Origin of the sequence: Synechococcus sp. CS-1333 (genome assembly GCF_025128015.1) — a bacterium.
Classification (GTDB): Bacteria; Cyanobacteriota; Cyanobacteriia; order PCC-6307; family Cyanobiaceae; genus MW101C3.
This window is the reverse complement of the sequence record NZ_JAHLYO010000011.1, coordinates 68199-83709: the sequence shown is the minus strand read 5'-3', so window position 1 is coordinate 83709 and position 15511 is coordinate 68199. Positions and strand designations below refer to the sequence as shown.

Sequence of the window (15511 nt, the reverse complement as noted above, 5' to 3'; positions counted from 1 at the left end):
AATGCAGGCTGAGGCTGGCTGATGGGTTTGCGTACGGCGTTGATCCGCATGCTCGGCGGGGAGAAAAGCTCTGCCGGCCCCAGCGGTTCATTCTCCCTGGATCAGCCTCCTGCCCCACCCCCCCATGCCCCGGCCAGCGCCGGGCCCGCCTCCCCGGAGCTGCAGTTTCGCTACGCCGAAGAACTCAACGATCAAGGGCGGCCTGATCTCGCCGTTTCCCACTACCGGCAGGCCTATGTGATGTTGCGTGTGCTGGCCGGGCCTGCGGCGGCCCAGCTTGCGGGTTACACCCAGCTCGCCCTGCCGGATCGCACTTCCGGCCAGCCCATGCCGGGGCTGCCGCAACCTCCTGCTCCCCCCTCGTACAACCCCCTCGCGGCTCTGCGCCAGAAGCTCAGCAGCGCCAACGCCGCCGAAGTTGAGCAGGAAGTGCGCCAGTTAATTGTGGCGGGAGGCCGTGGTGCTGATTCCTTCAGCCTGCTGGGCATGTGCCACCTGCTGAAAAATCAGCCGGCGGAGGCGGAGCGCGCCTTCCGTGAAGCGCTCAAATACGACGGCAATCATTTCCGCAGCCTGGTGAATCTGGGCGGCGTGCTGCTGAAAACCGGCCGGATCGAGGAGGCGGTGCCGCTGCTGGAAAGCTCACTCCAGCACACGCGCCCCGGATCGCCTGAGTCGTTGGCGGCCCTTACCAACCTGGCCGTGGCCCAAACCCAGCTGGGCCGCCCGATCGATGCCGCCCAGTTGGTGCTGCGCATCTTTCGCATCAAGCCCGATCATCTTCAGCCCGACAAACTCGTGGTGGCGGCCAAACATCTCGAGGAGATGGGCGACGACACGGCGGCCATCGACCTGCTTCAGCATCTCCGCACCCGCCTGCGCGAGCCCGACCTCAACCGCCGCCTGGCCGAGTTGCTCGAACGGCGGGGTGACTATCAGCAGGCGGCCCTGGTGTACCGGGAGCTCGCCGCCGGCACCGGTAGCCCATGAACACCCTGCTGCCGCCCCAGCTGCAGGATCTCGGCAACACACTCCCTCTGCCGGATCAGGCCACCGTGCGGTTCCTGGCCCGGCATGAACTGCTCAGCGCCTGGTGCCAGCGGCGTCTGCTCGAGGAGTTGGCCGCTGCCCCCGTGCCGCTGCAGGCCGATCCCGAGGCCGAGGCCGACGACGATGAAGCCTTGCTGCTCGGCTACGCCCGCCGCTGTGGCCTCGACAACCTCGACGCCCTGCAGACCTGGCGCGAGGCCCGCGGGCTTTCGCTGGAAGAGCTGGAAGCCCTGGCCAGCTTCGACACCCGGGTGGCCCGTGCCAGCCAGTGGATCTGGAGCCAGGAGGTGCCTGGCCTCTTCCTGAAGCGCCGCGGTCAGCTTGATGAAGTGGTGCTCACCTTGGTGCGCGTGCGCGATCCCGACCTGGCCACTGAGCTTTTCTTTCAGCTGCAAGACGGGGAATGTTCTTTTCATGAAGTGGTGGAGCGCCATGCCGACGAAGCCGATCGGCTGCGGCGTGGGGTGGTGGGTCCGTTGCCGGTGAACCGGCTGAATCCGCTGCTGATGAAGGTGGTGCGCCGCTACAAACCCGGTGAACTGATTCCGCCGCTCGATATCGGCGGGGTGGTGCATCTGATCCGGGTGGAATCGCTCAAACCCGCTCAGCTCGACGACCGCCTCCGGGCCCAGCTCCTGGAGGAATGCCGCAGCCGCTGGCAGCGCGATCAACTCAAGAAGCTGCGTGAGCGGCTGATGCAGCTTTCCCCTTCCCTGGAGGACCAGCCCTGATGCGTTTTGACCAGCTTCTGCGCAACTCGGCGCTCCTCGCCGACCTGCCTGACGATCTGATCAACCGGATGGCAGCTGAAGCCTCCATCCTGCAGCTGGGGGTGGGCCAGCCCTTCCAGCGGGCCGGTCAGCTGCCACCCGGCGCCGCGCTGCTCGTGGAGGGGCGGCTGCGGCGGCTGCAGGTGCGGCCGGGGGAGCCACCCACCAGCCTCGGTCTGGTGGGCCCTGGCAGTTGGCTGGGCTGGACCTCCCTGTGGCGCGGTGAGCCGGAACTGGGCTTGGTCGCCTCTCAACCCTGCGCCCTGCTGGTGCTGCCGGCGGCCCTGGCTGTCCGGCTGTTGCAGCAGGAGCCGCTCCTGCGCCAGGCCGTTGCCGGCCGGCCTTCACTCGAAGAGCTCGCCAGCCTGATGGAGGTGTGGTGGCAGGCCCAGGGCCTGCGGCCTGAGCGGCCGCAGGCGCGGCTGGAGCAGTTGCTGGGTGAGGCCCTGCTGCTCGGCCCCAACGACCAGCTCCCCCCTGGTCACCTCGTTCTCTATAGCGGGCCGCGGCAGCCGGCCGGGCTGCTGCCAGGGGATCGGCTCCAATCGGATTCGGAAGGCTGGCGCGGCGCGGTGAACCAGCTGCCGCCCCGGGTGGTGGCCATCCCGGAAGCGGCCCTCAACGCCCAGTTGCCCCAGGAGGGCAGTTCCGCCCTGGTCCCCCTGACCAACCGGGCGCCAATGCTGCCCGTCGATCCCCTTGAGCTGGGCTTCGTGGACACCCGTCCGCTGGGCAGCGGCGCCCGCAGCACCACCAATCCCTCTGCTGATCGGGTGGAGCAGGCCTTCCTCTGTATCCAGCAGCTCTGCCAGGCGCGGCAGGTGGTGCTGTCCAACGAGCAGCTGATGCGCAATCTGCGCGATGTGGAAGCACGGCTCGGTGCCCTGCGCTTGCCGCAGGTGGGGCTGCAGCTGGAAGCCCTCGGCTTCGATACCCGGCCGCTGCGGGCGCGCGCCTGGGAGCTCGCCCGGCTGGAGCCCCCGGCGGTGCTGGATTTCGACGGCCAGTTCGTGTTGCTGCTGCTGGCCGGCCGCGGCAGCGGCGTGCTGATCGGTGATCCCCGCCGCGGGCCGGTGCGGCTCAGCCTGGCCGAGCTGGAGAAGCGCTGCCCCGAAGGCCTCGATGTGCTGGTGGTGCGCGAGGGCAGGGCCGGCCGTGATGTGGTGGAAAAGGCTGGCCTGGGCTGGTTCCTCAGTGCCTTTTCCCGCTATCCCGGCATGCTCACCATGGTGGTGTTCTCGGGCCTGGTTTACCAGTTGCTCGACATGGTGCTGCCGCTCAGTGTGATGCTGGTGATCGATGTGGTGGTCGCCCGCAACAATCCAACACTGCTGGCGCCCATCCTTTTTGTACTGGTCACCGCCACGCTGGTGAACGCCGTGATTGGCGGCGTGCGGGCCCTGGTCACCGCTGATCTCTCCGATCGGGTCGATGTTCGCCTGGGATCGTCGGTGGTGGAGCATCTGCTGCGCCTGCCCCTGCCTTATTTCGAGAGCCGCCAGGTGGGCGCCATTCTCTACAACGTGAACCAGCTGTATTCGATCCGCCGCTTCGTGGTGGATCAGGTGCTCGGCGTTGGCCTCGACCTGGTGCTCGGCCTGGTGGTGCTGGTGGTTCTCTTTTTCATCAGCCCCACCATCACGTACCTCACCCTGGCGGTGGTGCCGGTGATGATCGGCCTCAATCTGATCGGCAGCCCGCTGATCAGCCGCAACCTCAAGACCAGCAACCGCTACATGGCTTCGGCCAACTCCTATCTGGTGGAGCTGCTCTCGGGCATGCGCACCGTGAAGAGCCAGAACTTTGAGGTGGAGGCCCGCTGGCGCTGGCTCGATCGCTACCGCCGCTACACCAATGCCCGCTACCAGCTCACGCGCCTCTCCACCCTGCTCAATCAGGCAGGTAAAACCGTCGGCAACCTCACCGATGTTGTGCTGATGGGTGTGGCGGTCGTGATGATCCTGGCCAACGACCTCAGCATCGGTGCCCTCTTCGCGATCCGCATCCTCTCCAGTCGGTTGGTGAGCTCGATGGTGCGGCTTGGTGGGCTCTGGCAGGGAATTCAGGAGTTGCAGATCTCCCTGGCCGCGATCAGCGAAGTGATGGAGAGCATGCCGGAGGCCGGCCCTGAAGACCAGCAGCAGCAACCGCTGCCTCCCCTGCGTGGCGACCTCCGCTTTGAGCAGGTGTCGTTCCGCTACGGCACCCGCACCCCTTACCTGCTCGATGGCCTTGATCTGAGCGTGAAGGCGGGCCAGTTCGTGGGCATCGTGGGCCTCAGCGGCAGCGGCAAGAGCACCCTGGTGCAGCTGATTGATCGCCTCTACCTTCCCCAGCAGGGCAAGGTGTTCCTCGATGGCATGGATGTGGGCAAGGTTCAGCTCGCCAGCCTGCGCACCCAGGTGGGCTACGTGCCCCAGGACGGCCTGCTGTTCGAGGGCACCGTGCTCGAAAACCTCTGCCTCAACAGCCCGGATGCCGACATGGAGGCCGTGGTCGCCGCCGCGAACGTTGCCGCCGCCCATGAGTTCATTTGCGCCCTGCCGAATGGCTATGCCACCCGGCTGGGCGAGCGTGGCGCCGGCGTGAGCGGTGGCCAGCGCCAGCGGCTCTGCCTGGCCCGCATGGTGTTGCAGAACCCCACGTTGCTGATCCTCGATGAGGCCACCTCCGCCCTTGACGCTGAGACCGAGCGGCAGGTGTTCGCCAGGCTGCGGCAACGGTTCCAAGGCACCACCGTGCTGTTCATCACCCACAGGCTCACTACCCTGGGCGAGGCTGACCGCATCCTTTTCATGGACAGGGGCCAGATCATTGAGGATGGCCGCCACGACGATCTGATGCGCCTCGCTGGCTCCTACGCCACCCTCTACTACCAGCAGGTGGGGATTCCCTTCGATTCCAACCAGGGCAGCCAGGCCTGAACCCAACCCGCGCCCCCGTCATGCAGCCCACCAAGCCCCCCGCCGCGCCATCCCGCTCCTTGCTTGGCAGGCTGCGGCCCACCACCCCCGTCCGGTCGGACAACCGGATGCTGGGCTCCATCGAAGACACCGGCTTTTCCAGCGAAGACATCCGCCTCGAAAGCCGGCCGGCCTCCTGGATGCCCGTGGCGATCGGCTCGGCCCTCTCCGTTTTGGTGCTGGCTCTGCTGGCCAGTGCGGTGTTCATCAAGGTCGACCGGGTTGTCACCGTGCCAGGCCGCCTCAAAACGCTGCGCTCCACCCAGGATGTGGCCTCCACGGAGCAGGGGGTGGTGAGCAAGGTGCTGGTGAAGGAAAACCAGCTGGTGCGGGCGGGCCAGCCCCTGGTGGTGCTCGATCCTGAAACCCTCACGGCTGAATCGGCCTCGCTGGTCGACAGGCAGGGATCCCTTCAGGCCAACGCCATCGCCGAGCTGCAGCGGCTGGAGGCCGCGATCGGCGAGGCCAATGCCCGCTTGGCCGGCGCCCAGGAGCAGCTCACCATCACCAACGAGCAGCTCGCCCGCCTGCGGCCCCTGGCCCAGGAGGGCGGATACGGCCAGCTCAACGTGCTCGACACCGAAAAGAAGCGGGTGGAACTGGAATCCAGCATCCGCTCCACCCGCGCCGAGATCACCAAGCTCCAGGCCGAATCGGCACAGAAGGAAGCCTTGCTGGCAGGGGAGCTGGCTTCCAACCGCTCCAGTCTGGTGGCCACCCGCAACCGTCTGCGGCAGACGGTGCTCAAGGCGCCTCTCGATGGCACGGTGCTCGATCTCCAGGCCAAGCCCGGGTTGGTGGCCCGTGGCACCGAACCCCTGCTCAAGCTGGTGCCCAGCGACAACCTCCGGGCCGAGGTCGACCTGCCCGATGCTGACCTTGCCTTTGTGCGCCCCGGCCAGAGAGCCGAAGTCGAGTTTTCCGCCTACCCGCGTGACCGCTACGGCTGGTTGCCCGCCGAGGTCGTCTCCATCGGCACCGATGCACTGCCGCCCGCCGAAAACAGCCCCGTGCAAACCCCACGCTTTCCAGCAAAGCTGCAGCTCAGCCGCCAATACCTCGAAGCCGATGGCCAGCGCTACTCGCTTCAGGCCGGCATGGCACTCACCGCCCACCTCAAACTCGACAAAGTCAGCATCCTCGAACTCTTGTTTTCCAGATTTACCGGCGGTGCACGGGCCCTGCGCACCATCCGCTGACGTTGGCGCTGCGCGTGCTGCTGCTGCACCAGAATTTTCCTGGTCAGTTCCAGCATCTGGCGCCCGCCCTTGTCAACCGCGGCGACGACGTGGTGGTGGTGGGCCGCCGAACGGGCAGCTATCCGGCCCTGGCTGGCCGTCTGCGCTGGCTCGCCACGGGCGGCAACGTGCACAACGATCTGCGCCATGGCGATCCCGAGCGGCGCCTGTTGGCTCCCTGGCACCAGGCACGCCGGGTGGTGGCCTGCCTCACGCCCTTGGCCGCGTCGGGATGGCGGCCCGATGTGGTGCTCGCGCATTGTTTCTGGGGCGATGCGCTCCTGCTCGACGACCTCTTCCCCGCCGCCCCCCTGGTGGCTCTGCTCGAACTCGACCTCAGCTCCCCCCAGGTGTGGGGCGGGGCGGCCTCGCCAGGCAGGCGGCAGCTGCAGCAGTGGGCTGACGCTCTGGCCATCCGCCGCATGGCAGTGGGGCTCACGGCCAGCCGCTTCCAGCGCGACAGCTACCCGGCCTGGCTTCACCCCCGCCTCCGGGTGATCCACGAAGGCGTGGACCTGCAGGCCTGTGCCCCCGATCCGCTCGCCCGCCTCCAGCTCCCCGGCGGCGTCAACCTCGGCCCCGAAGCGATGGTGCTCAGCTTTGCGGCCCGCAGTCTCGAACCACTGCGGGGCCTCGATCGTTTGCTGGCCGTGCTGCCGGCCCTGCAACGCCGCCTGCCCCGCCTGCAGGTGGTGCTGGCCGGTGCCTGCGACCGCGGTTGCTACGGCGCCGCACCCCCCGGCAGCGAGAGCTGGTTGGCCCATCTGCTGGCTCGCCTCGGCGACAGCATCGACCGCAGCCGCCTGCACACACCCGGCCTGCTGCCCCGTTCCCAGCTCAGGTGCCTGTTCCAGATCAGCCGCTTGCACGTTTACCTCAGCCGCCCCTACGTGCCCAGCTGGAGCCTGCTGGAGGCGATGGCTTGCGGCGCTCCCGTTCTGGCCAGCCAGGATGCCGGCGTGGAGGGGCTGGTGCTGGAGGGGGTGAACGGCCGGCTGCTGCCCGCCGACGATCCGCAGGCCCTGCTCGACCTGCTCGTGCCCCTGCTGGAGCAGCCCGCTGCTGCCGCTGCGCTGCGGCTCGGTGCCCGCCGTCATGTGGCCGCCCACTTCGATCACCGCCGTTGCGTCAGCGCCCAGATCGAGCTGCTCGATGCGGTGGCCCGTGGCCAGGAGCTCCCCTCACCATGAGCACCCCGTCGGCGTCATGGACGGAGCTGCTGCGGCGCGCCCTGGCCGAGGCCGACTGGCCCGTGGCCGAAGGTGCCCTGCAGCGGCTGCTGCTGCTCACCCCCGAGGCCCCTGATCTGCTCGACCTGCTCGGCTACGTGATGCTGATGCAAGGGCGCTTCGATGCCTGCGAAGCTGCCCTGGAGCGGGCCCTGGCCGCCGGCAGCCGCAGCTTCTGGACGCCCCACAAGCTCGGCGACGCCCATCGCGGCAGGCAGCGCCTGACGGCCGCGGCCGCGGCCTACGAGCAGGCTCTCACCTGGGGCAGCGACAGCCCCCTCACCGTGCGCAACCTGCTGGAGGTGCTGGTGCCCCTCGATCCGGCGCGGGCGCTGCAGCGTCTTCAGCAATTGGCGAGCCAGCAGCAACCCGGCTGGCAGGAGGGCGCCTGCGCCGCCGCCAGCTCCGGCTTGGCCCCCGAACTGGCGGAGTGGCTCTGCGCCAATGGCGCCGCCGATCAGACGGTGCGGGCCCTGGTCTGCATGCGGCGCCTCAGCTGCCTGGATCTCGACAGTGCCAAGCAGCTTCTGCAGGCCATCGATACCCCCTGGTCAGCTCCCCTGCGGCAGCGGCTCGAACGGTTGCAGTCGCCCTTGCCGCAGCCCGAGGGTCACTGAAGCCGGCGCAGCGGGTGATCGGGCGGCAGGGCCTTCACCAGTTCGGCCCGGCCCCCCCAGCGCAGCAGGCAGCCGATCCGTTCGGCCACCACTGCGGCGAGGGCCGCTGGATCGAGGGCCTGCCGCACCGCCCGCCGCCCCGCCGCGCCCAGCTGGGCCGCTTGGTCCGGATGCTCGGCCAGCCGCCGCAGGGCCGCCGCCGCCACCTCCAGATCCGGTTCGCCCCAGCACCAACCGGCCCGGTAGTCGCCCTCACTGCGTTGGATCGCCACCCGGCGGCAAGGCACCAGCACCGCACTTCCCGGGGGCATGAAGCAGAGATTGCCGCCATAGCCACTGGCCACCGTCGGGATGCCAGCGGCCATGGCTTCGGCCAACAGCAGTCCGAACCCCTCGGCCCGATGCAGGCTGAGCACCACGTCGGCTTGCGCGTAGAGGGCATCAAAGGCGCCCGCAGACAGGTGGTTGGTGATCAGCTGCAGGCGGGAATCGCCGGCGCAGCGCTCGACCAGTTGGGCGGTGGCCTCCGGAAACTGGCTGGCACTGGCGAGCTTGAGCACTAGCCGCGCCTCCAGCGCACCGCCTGCCGGGAAGGCGGCGAGGAAGGTCTCGATCACGCCGTCGGGATTCTTGCGGCCGCGGGTGCTCCAGAAATCGAAGGCATAGAGCACGGTGAAGGGCTCCCCACCGCCACTGCGGCCGGCGCGCAACTGCGCCAGCCGGTCGGCGCGTTGCCAATCGATCAGATGCGGCAACGCCGTGACCGGCACCGGGCTGCGCTGACCAAGGGAGGTAGCGCAGAAGGGCGAAGGGCACCAGAGCTGATCGAGGCCTGAGAAGCCCACCTCCCAGCCGTCGGGGAAGGCCTCCAGCTCCCAGGCCCAGAAGCCGATCCGCAGCGGTGCCTCCAGCTGCAACCGCTCCGCCAGGCCATCGGTCTGCCGCAGCACATTGGGGTTGGTGTGCACCAGATCGATCGCGGCGGCGGCTGGCCCCGCGGCGGCGCCCTCAGCTCCATCGGCATGGGTCGCCAGGGGCAGGTGGCGCAGCTGCACCGTGAGCCCGGCGGCACGCAGGGCTCGCGCCGTGCACAGCGCACCCTCGCCCAGGCCGAACCCACCGCCGAGATGGCCCCACAGATTCACAACCAGGGGCGACACTGAGCTGTGGCAACCCATCCAGTGTGGCCTCCCCTTGGCTTCCACACCGCAGCACTGGTATTCCCTCGGCGAGCAGGCCCTCGAGCGGGAGCACTGGGCTGAGGCGGAAGCTGCATTGTGGGAATGCCTGGCGCTGGATCCGCGCCATGGCGCAGCCCTGCATCTGCTGGGCCGCCTGCGAGCGCGCCAGGGGCGGCGCCCGGAGGCGATCCGCCTGCAGCGTGAGAGTGCCCGTTGCGATCCAGACCTCGGCTGGAACGCTTTCGCTCTGGCGGAACTGCTGGAAGAGCAGAACGACTGGCCGGCTGCCGCCGGGGCCATGGCCGCAGCCGCGGCAGCCCTGCCACACCAGCCCTGGATCGCTCGCCGCCGGCAACGGCTGGAGGGCCTCGCCGCTCTCGACGGCGAGACCCTCGCCGATGGGCTGGGCCCCGCCGCTTACCGCTACTGGCGCCGGCACCTGGAGCTGCCCTTGCCCCCTGTCGAGCCGGCTGATCCGCTGCCCGGTTGGCAGGTCTGCGTCGGTGCCGGCGCCCAGCTGCGGGCGGGGGCTCTGGGCTGGATGGCGGCCGAACTGAAGCGCCGGCTGGAAGCTGGTGAACAGCTCCCCGATGGCCTCTACGCCGACGAAGACCTGATCAGCCCAACCGGCGAGCGTTTTGGGCCCTGGTTCAAGCCGGGTTGGCAGCCGGAGAGCTTCTGGAGCACCCCCTGGCTGGATGGGCTGAGCGTGTGGCGGCTCGACTGGCTGCAGCAGGCCGACCTGCCACCACCGCCTGCCGCACCCGACGCCCTGTTCGCCTGGCAGTTGCAGGCCCTCGCCTGCCAGCCGCGCCTGGTTGCCCTGCCGCGGATCCTGGTGCACCGCCGTGCTGCCGCAGGCGGCCAGCCCTTCGCCATGCCGGCGATCGCTCGCTCCGACCTGCTGCACCGCCACCTGCGTGAGCTGGGTGAGGCGGTCACGGCCGTCACGCCCCACACGGTGGAGCCGCCGGGATCAGCGCAGCCTGGCGGGGTGGCCGGTTTCCGTTTCACCTGGGCCCTGCCTAGCTCGCCACCGCTGGTGAGCGTGATCGTGCCCAGCCGCGATCGCCCCGATCTGCTGGCGGCTTGCCTCGATGGGGTTGACCGGGCGCAGACGCCCCGGCTGCGCCTTGAGGTGTGGGTGGTCGACAACGGTTCACGCCAGCAGGCCAGCGCCGAGCTGCAGCGCCGATGGCAGGAGCGGCCAGGTCTGCGGGCCGGTTGGCTGGATGGCGATGGCCCGTTCAACTGGAGCCTGCTCAACAACGGGGCAGCCCGCACCGCCCGTGGAGATCTGCTGCTGTTTCTCAACAACGATGTGCGCCCTCTGCAGCGCCGTGGGCACCACGCCGGCTGGCTCGAAAGCCTGGCGGCCCAGGCGCTGCGCCCGGTGGTGGGCTGCGCAGGCGCCCTGTTGCTCACGCCTGCAGGGCGCCTGCAGCACGCCGGGGTGCTGCCGGGGCTGGGCAGGGATGGCTGTGCCCACCCCTACCGCGATCTGCCGCCAGACCATCACGTGCACCGCTCCCGCAGTTCCTTTCTCACCACCTGGCCCGCCCTCACCGGCGCTTGCCTGATGGTGAGGCGGCCGCTGTTTCTTGAGGCGGGTGGATTCGATCCAGCCTTGCCGGTGGAAGGCAACGACGTGGACTTCTGCTTGCGGCTTGGAGCCTTCGGCCTGCGGCATGTGCTCACCCCGGAGGCGGTGCTTGTTCATGCAGAGGGGAGCAGCCGCCACAGCCGTGGTGACGACCGCGCGGCCCGCCATGCCGGCCTCACCGGTCTGCGGCAACGCTGGCCCGCAGCCATGGCCGGCCCAGGCCTGTGCTGGCCGGGCGCGAGCAGTGCACTGCACCACGATGGCCGCCCCCGCGAACTGCAGATCCCCGGCTGGGACTGACGTGTTGCCGGTTCAGCGGCTTCGCCGGGCTTCGTGGCGATGGAGAAACAGGCGGAACTGCTCCAGTTGCAGCTCGATTTCGTCCAGTGACGGGAGCCGTTGTCCCTGTGGCACCAGCGCACGATCCGGCCAGAGCGACAAGGCCGCTTCCTGGCGTTCCCGCTGGGCGAGCTCAGCTTCCACCTCTCCCAGCGCCCGTTCAATGAGGCGGTGGTGGTGCTGATTCTCAGCAGGCTGCAGAGCCAGGGCGCGGCGAAGGCTGCCCATGGCCTGCTCAAGATCGCCTTGGTGCCGCAGCTGGCAACCGAGCTCAAACCAACCCCAGCAAAACGTGGGAGCCAGCTCCACACAGCGCTGCTGCGCGGCAATCGCTTCGGCGCAGCGCTGCAGCCGGGCGAGCGCCCGACCCTTGATGTGGTGGCTGAAGGCGAAATCCGGGCGTCCGAGCAGGGAGCGACCAATCAGCGCCAAGGAGCGCCGCTCGTCGCCAAGTTCCAGGGAGGCCTTCGCCAGCAGGTAAGTGATCTGCGCTTCCAGCGGTGTGCCGGCCTTCACGTGCTGGAGCTGGGGCTGAAGCGCCTCAACCATCAATGGCCAATCGCCGCTGGCCTCAAGCTCCTGCCCCAGCCGCTGAATCATCCCGGCATCACCGGGAAACCGGCGCAGACTCTCCAGCAGTGTTTCCCTCCGCAAGGCGAGCCCCTGGTGGTGTGCTCCCATTGTCTGGCCTTGGCCAGCAGCCCACCGCCGAAGGGCTGGCCGGGCAGCCGTGAGGCAAGGGCGGCAGGATGGAGCCACGGGATCGGCGATAGCCACCACTCCATGGGTTTATCGCCCCAGACCATCTCCTACGACGGCCATGGCGCCCTCTGGCTGTATGGCCTGCCCGGCAGCGGACTGATGTACAGCCAGGCCGCTGGGGCTCCTTCGCTGCAGGAGCTTGCCTGTCAGGAACCTGCGGCAGTGGGGGAGTCCACACGCATCTGGATCTGCTACGGGGAACTGGCGGACGGACTGGCGGACGTGGTGATGCGCACTGACGATCCCCAGGAGCTGGAGGCCGCACTTGATCAATGGCAGACAGATCTCTCCAGATCGGCGGCACTGAAGCGGCGCTGGCGGGAACGGATCCAGTTGATCAACATCTGTGGCGATGGGGCAGCGCTGTTGGCCGCAGAACTGCCAGAACTGGCCACTGGGCAACGCCGCGGAATCCTGGCGAGCGGGGTATCGAGCGGCGCCATGGAATTGGCCACGCGTGCACTGCTGGAGGCCCGACCGAGCCTTCTGAAGGCTTGGCTTGACGCCCAGCAATGGGCCGATGCCAGCGGCCATGCCGAGGGTGTCGACTGGCGCCGACCAATGCCATTGGCCCGGATCCTGTCAGCGCTGGAAGGCCAGGGGTTGAAGGCGAGCGCAGGACACCGCCAGCTGGAGGAGCGTTGTGAACAGCTTGAACGCTCCCTTGACCTGGAAAAGGAGCATGTGGGGGTGCTGCAGGGCTATCTGCTGCAGATGGAGCGTGAACTCGACCACTTCCTGGCCAACCATGAGCGGACTGCAACTCTGGCGGAACAACTTCCGCAGCTGCTGGAGCGGGCTCGGCGCCTGATCGGAGTCAGCAACTCCGCAGCACCCGGTGGTCATGGGCTCCATGGCTGAGGCCTAAGGCTCGCTGGTCAGCAGGACGCCCGTCTTCAGCGCAACACCAGAATCTGCGTGGCGTCGCTCAGGGGCGCCCCCAGGGTCACCGTGCGGCCCGGGCGCTGCACGGGGGTGCCGGGCATGGCATCAAGGAAGGGCTTCACGCTGCCCTGGTCGCAACTGGCTGGGGTGGTGCCGCTCACGTATTGCACCGGGATCACGCGGCGTGGTTGCAGTTCGCGCACCACTTCAGCGGCTTCGGCGCCCGTGTACACCTTGGCGCCGCCGCCCACACCGATGATCAGCACATCGGGCTTGCCGAGCAGCACGCGGTCTTCCGGTTTCAGCGGTGCGGCCGTGCCGCCGAGGTGGGCGATCTCCAGTCCTCCCTGCTTCCAGCGCCACAGCGTGGCCATGCCGAAGCGGCGGCCGCCGAGGCGGTCGTGGGGGGCGGCGAAGCCTTCGATGCGCAGCCCCGCCACCCGGTAGGAGCCCGGGCTGGCCAGGAAGCGACCGGTGGCCACCGGCGCCCCTTCATCCAGCAGGCGGCTGCTGGCCAGGATCACGTCGGCGCTCACCCTCGGTTCCGGCAGCCCGGCGGCGCAGCCCACCGCCTTGAACGGATTCAGCAGCACCGTGGCGCCACCGCCGCGGATCAGCAGGGCGCTGTGCCCGTAGCTGGTGATGCTCACTCCACCGGCAGCATGGCCGGCCGGCGGCATCGCCAGGGCCAGGGGCATCGCCAGGGCCAAGCCCCCCACCAGCAGCTGGGCAAGCAGGCGGCGCCGGGACGGGGCCGGTGCCGGGGAGTCGGACGCCATGGGCTGCTTCGCGCCCCGATGGCGCCGGATCTTGGCGGAACCTAGCAGCGCTGCCGGGGCGAGCCCTACCGGCTGGTTCCGCTCGTCGTGCTGGCGGCCTGCCGCAGGAAGTTGGCCAGCAGCTGATGGCCGCTCTGGGTGAGCACGCTCTCCGGGTGAAACTGCACCCCCTGCACGTGGCGGTACTGCCGGTGCCGCAGCCCCATGATCGTGCCGTCCTCCAGCCACGCGGTGATCTCCAGGCAGTCGGGCAGGCTCTCGCGCTCGGCGATCAGGCTGTGATAACGGGTGGCCGTGAGCGGGTTGGGCAACCCCTCGAACACCCCCACCTCTGCATGCAGCACCGGTGAGGTTTTGCCGTGCATCAGCTCATGGGCGCGCACCACCTTGCCGCCGTACACCTGGGCCAGGCACTGGTGCCCCAGGCACACCCCCAGGATCGGCACCGTCGGCCCCAGCGCCGCCAGCACCTCCAGGCACACGCCCGCCTGATCCGGATCACCGGGGCCCGGCGAGATCAGGATCGCGGCCGGCTCCAGCTGGCGGATCTGCTCCAGCGTGAGCGCGTCGTTGCGCTCCACCCGCAGCTCGGCCGCCAGCGGGTGCTGCGCCGCCAGCTCACCCAGGTACTGCACAAGGTTGAAGGTGAAGCTGTCGTAGTTGTCGAGAACGAGAAGCATCCCGGCTGCCGGACCAGCCGCCATTCAACCCACCCGCGCCAGGGAGCGGCGGTTTGGGCGGCTCAAAGCCCCAGCCGCAGGAGCAGGGCTGGCACCAGCAGCAGCGCCGCGATCAGCACGGCAGCCAGGGCGGCCACCAGCACGGCGGCGGCTGCGCAATCTTTGGCGATCTTGGCCAGCGGGTGGAAGCGGCGCCCGATCGCCAGATCCACCACCGATTCGATCGCCGTATTCAGCAGTTCCAGCACCAGCACCGCCGCCACCGTGAGCACCAGCACTGCCAGGCGATCCAGGCTCAGCTGCAGCCATAGCCCCAGGCCGAACACCACCGCGCCGGTGATCACATGGATGCGGAAGTTGCGCTGGCTGACGAAGCTGTAGCCCAGCCCCTGCATCGCGTAGCGCAGGCTCAGCGGCAGATCGCCGGCCACCCTCCAGGCACCGCCCCGGCGGCCGCGCCCCCGGCGAGGAGCTTCACTCGCCATCGGTTCGGTGGAGCGTGGCAGCAGCGTGGTCATGGGCGCCGCAACTCGGGCCTGCGTCGAACCATACCGCTGGTTTCACTGGCACGCTCCCCCAGCCGGTCACGGCTCGCACACCGGGCCGGCGTCGCCGCTTCCTGCTGGCGCCGCCGCAGCGATGCCCTCCAGCAGCTGGTCCTGACGGGCGAGCATGGCCTCCAGGCGGGCGTCGTCGGGGTGGTCCCAGCCCAGCAGGTGCAGCAGGCCGTGGCTGGCCAGCCAGGTGAGCTCCCGCGCCAGGCTCTGGCCCGCCGCCTCGGCCTGCCGCGCGGCCGTCTCCACGGAGATCACGATGTCGCCGAGCTCGAGCGGCTCGCTGTCCTCGTCGTCGTCGCCGCCGGTCGGCAGCGGTGGCGCCTCCTCCTGGGCCGCGAAGGCCAGCACGTCGGTGGGGCCCTCCTTCTGGCGCCAGTCGGCGTTCAGCTCCGCCATCGCCGCATCGTTCACCAGGGTGAGCCCGAGGCTGTAGGAGGACGCTGCCAGCTCGGGCGGCAGTTCGCCCTGCAGCTGCGCCAGCCACACGCTCAGAGCCCCGTGCCAGAGATCGGCCCCCGCCAGCGGATCGGCCAGATCTCCGGCGGCGGCGAGCAGATCGTCCGGCAGGTCGTCGTCGCTGGAGAAAGCGAGGTCGAGGTCGGGCGGGAGCGGCAGGTTGCCGTGGGCGGCTGGCAGCGTCATTGCGGCAGGGTGGGGCGGCCGAACCAGGCCAGCAGCAGCAGCAGGGAGCTGAGCCCCACGGCGGTGAGCCCGAAGTGCAGCAGGCTCTGACGCCCCTTGCGCACCATGTTGCGCATCGCCAGCTTCACGAAGCTCGGCGGCGGCACTGCGGGAGCTGCCGTGGTCGCGCCGGGGGCGTCCGGGGGGTTGCTCTCAGGCATCTGGGGATTGGCCATC

At 69.2% G+C, this 15511-nt stretch carries 15 protein-coding genes; 8 read left to right on the top strand and 7 right to left on the bottom strand.

Going from position 1 to position 15511, the window contains the following annotated elements; all coding sequences use genetic code 11:
• The first annotated feature begins 21 nt into the window (after positions 1-21).
• The 6 genes from KQ303_RS03510 to KQ303_RS03485 are packed head-to-tail and all read left to right on the top strand — an operon-like array spanning position 22 to position 7867.
• The gene (locus tag KQ303_RS03510) at positions 22-990 is read left to right on the top strand and encodes a tetratricopeptide repeat protein (protein ID WP_259729160.1); all 969 of its coding nucleotides are present in this window, start codon (positions 22-24) and stop codon (positions 988-990) included.
• Positions 987-1781, top strand: coding sequence for a peptidylprolyl isomerase (locus tag KQ303_RS03505; protein WP_259729159.1), 795 nt, complete (start codon positions 987-989; stop codon positions 1779-1781). Before KQ303_RS03510 ends, KQ303_RS03505 begins: the two co-directional genes overlap by 4 nt.
• Positions 1781-4744, top strand: a complete 2964-nt coding sequence (locus KQ303_RS03500; RefSeq protein ID WP_259729158.1) for an ATP-binding cassette domain-containing protein — start codon at positions 1781-1783, stop codon at positions 4742-4744. Before KQ303_RS03505 ends, KQ303_RS03500 begins: the two co-directional genes overlap by 1 nt.
• Before the next feature lie 20 nt (positions 4745-4764).
• A complete protein-coding gene (locus KQ303_RS03495) occupies positions 4765-5982 on the top strand; it encodes an HlyD family secretion protein (RefSeq protein WP_259729157.1) in 1218 nt (405 codons plus the stop codon).
• A gap of 2 nt (positions 5983-5984) precedes the next feature.
• The gene (locus tag KQ303_RS03490) at positions 5985-7211 is read left to right on the top strand and encodes a glycosyltransferase (protein WP_259729156.1); all 1227 of its coding nucleotides are present in this window, start codon (positions 5985-5987) and stop codon (positions 7209-7211) included.
• A complete protein-coding gene (locus KQ303_RS03485; protein WP_259729155.1) occupies positions 7208-7867 on the top strand; it encodes a hypothetical protein in 660 nt (219 codons plus the stop codon). Before KQ303_RS03490 ends, KQ303_RS03485 begins: the two co-directional genes overlap by 4 nt.
• Here KQ303_RS03485 and KQ303_RS03480 read toward each other — a convergent pair.
• On the bottom strand, positions 7861-9027 hold the full coding sequence (locus KQ303_RS03480; RefSeq protein ID WP_259729154.1) for a glycosyltransferase: 1167 nt from the start codon (positions 9025-9027) through the stop codon (positions 7861-7863). The two genes, KQ303_RS03485 and KQ303_RS03480, sit on opposite strands and share 7 nt — an antisense overlap.
• 34 nt (positions 9028-9061) lie before the next feature.
• Here KQ303_RS03480 and KQ303_RS03475 point away from each other — a divergent pair, with 34 nt between their 5' ends.
• Positions 9062-10951, top strand: coding sequence for a glycosyltransferase (locus KQ303_RS03475; protein WP_259729153.1), 1890 nt, complete (start codon positions 9062-9064; stop codon positions 10949-10951).
• A 12-nt stretch (positions 10952-10963) separates the two neighbouring features.
• Here the strand turns inward: KQ303_RS03475 and KQ303_RS03470 are convergent, their stop codons facing one another.
• A complete protein-coding gene (locus KQ303_RS03470; RefSeq protein WP_259729152.1) occupies positions 10964-11644 on the bottom strand; it encodes a tetratricopeptide repeat protein in 681 nt (226 codons plus the stop codon).
• 129 nt (positions 11645-11773) lie between these two features.
• On the opposite strand from KQ303_RS03470, the gene KQ303_RS03465 reads away from it, so the two are divergent.
• The gene (locus KQ303_RS03465) at positions 11774-12613 is read left to right on the top strand and encodes a hypothetical protein (RefSeq protein ID WP_259729151.1); all 840 of its coding nucleotides are present in this window, start codon (positions 11774-11776) and stop codon (positions 12611-12613) included.
• A gap of 35 nt (positions 12614-12648) precedes the next feature.
• On the opposite strand, the gene KQ303_RS03460 is transcribed toward KQ303_RS03465, so the two are convergent.
• The 5 genes from KQ303_RS03460 to KQ303_RS03440 form a co-directional block, all read right to left on the bottom strand.
• Complete coding sequence (locus KQ303_RS03460) at positions 12649-13416, bottom strand: MBL fold metallo-hydrolase (RefSeq protein WP_399232776.1); 768 nt, start codon at positions 13414-13416, stop codon at positions 12649-12651.
• Positions 13417-13481: 65 nt separating this feature from the next.
• Complete coding sequence (locus KQ303_RS03455) at positions 13482-14096, bottom strand: aminodeoxychorismate/anthranilate synthase component II (protein WP_259729150.1); 615 nt, start codon at positions 14094-14096, stop codon at positions 13482-13484.
• A 62-nt stretch (positions 14097-14158) separates the two neighbouring features.
• Complete coding sequence (locus tag KQ303_RS03450) at positions 14159-14581, bottom strand: diacylglycerol kinase family protein (protein ID WP_259729201.1); 423 nt, start codon at positions 14579-14581, stop codon at positions 14159-14161.
• Between the two features lie 99 nt (positions 14582-14680).
• Positions 14681-15295: an rRNA maturation RNase YbeY gene (ybeY, locus tag KQ303_RS03445; protein ID WP_259729149.1), complete on the bottom strand. Its 615-nt coding sequence runs from the start codon at positions 15293-15295 to the stop codon at positions 14681-14683.
• Positions 15292-15495 carry a DUF3285 domain-containing protein gene (locus KQ303_RS03440; protein ID WP_259729200.1) on the bottom strand — a complete coding sequence of 68 codons (204 nt, stop codon included), beginning with the start codon at positions 15493-15495 and terminating at the stop codon, positions 15292-15294. Before KQ303_RS03440 ends, ybeY begins: the two co-directional genes overlap by 4 nt.
• Positions 15496-15511 lie beyond the last annotated feature (16 nt).

What these genes read in the sequence shown, in the direction of transcription:
- KQ303_RS03510 (WP_259729160.1), top strand. Translation starts at nt 22, where the DNA reads ATGGGTTTGCGTACGGCGTTGATCCGCATGCTCGGCGGGGAGAAAAGC.
- KQ303_RS03505 (WP_259729159.1), top strand. Translation starts at nt 987, where the DNA reads ATGAACACCCTGCTGCCGCCCCAGCTGCAGGATCTCGGCAACACACTC.
- KQ303_RS03500 (WP_259729158.1), top strand. Translation starts at nt 1,781, where the DNA reads ATGCGTTTTGACCAGCTTCTGCGCAACTCGGCGCTCCTCGCCGACCTG.
- KQ303_RS03495 (WP_259729157.1), top strand. Translation starts at nt 4,765, where the DNA reads ATGCAGCCCACCAAGCCCCCCGCCGCGCCATCCCGCTCCTTGCTTGGC.
- KQ303_RS03485 (WP_259729155.1), top strand. Translation starts at nt 7,208, where the DNA reads ATGAGCACCCCGTCGGCGTCATGGACGGAGCTGCTGCGGCGCGCCCTG.
- KQ303_RS03465 (WP_259729151.1), top strand. Translation starts at nt 11,774, where the DNA reads ATGGGTTTATCGCCCCAGACCATCTCCTACGACGGCCATGGCGCCCTC.
- KQ303_RS03460 (WP_399232776.1), bottom strand. Translation starts at nt 13,416, where the DNA reads ATGGCGTCCGACTCCCCGGCACCGGCCCCGTCCCGGCGCCGCCTGCTT.
- KQ303_RS03455 (WP_259729150.1), bottom strand. Translation starts at nt 14,096, where the DNA reads ATGCTTCTCGTTCTCGACAACTACGACAGCTTCACCTTCAACCTTGTG.
- KQ303_RS03450 (WP_259729201.1), bottom strand. Translation starts at nt 14,581, where the DNA reads ATGGCGAGTGAAGCTCCTCGCCGGGGGCGCGGCCGCCGGGGCGGTGCC.
- ybeY (WP_259729149.1), bottom strand. Translation starts at nt 15,295, where the DNA reads ATGACGCTGCCAGCCGCCCACGGCAACCTGCCGCTCCCGCCCGACCTC.
- KQ303_RS03440 (WP_259729200.1), bottom strand. Translation starts at nt 15,495, where the DNA reads ATGCCTGAGAGCAACCCCCCGGACGCCCCCGGCGCGACCACGGCAGCT.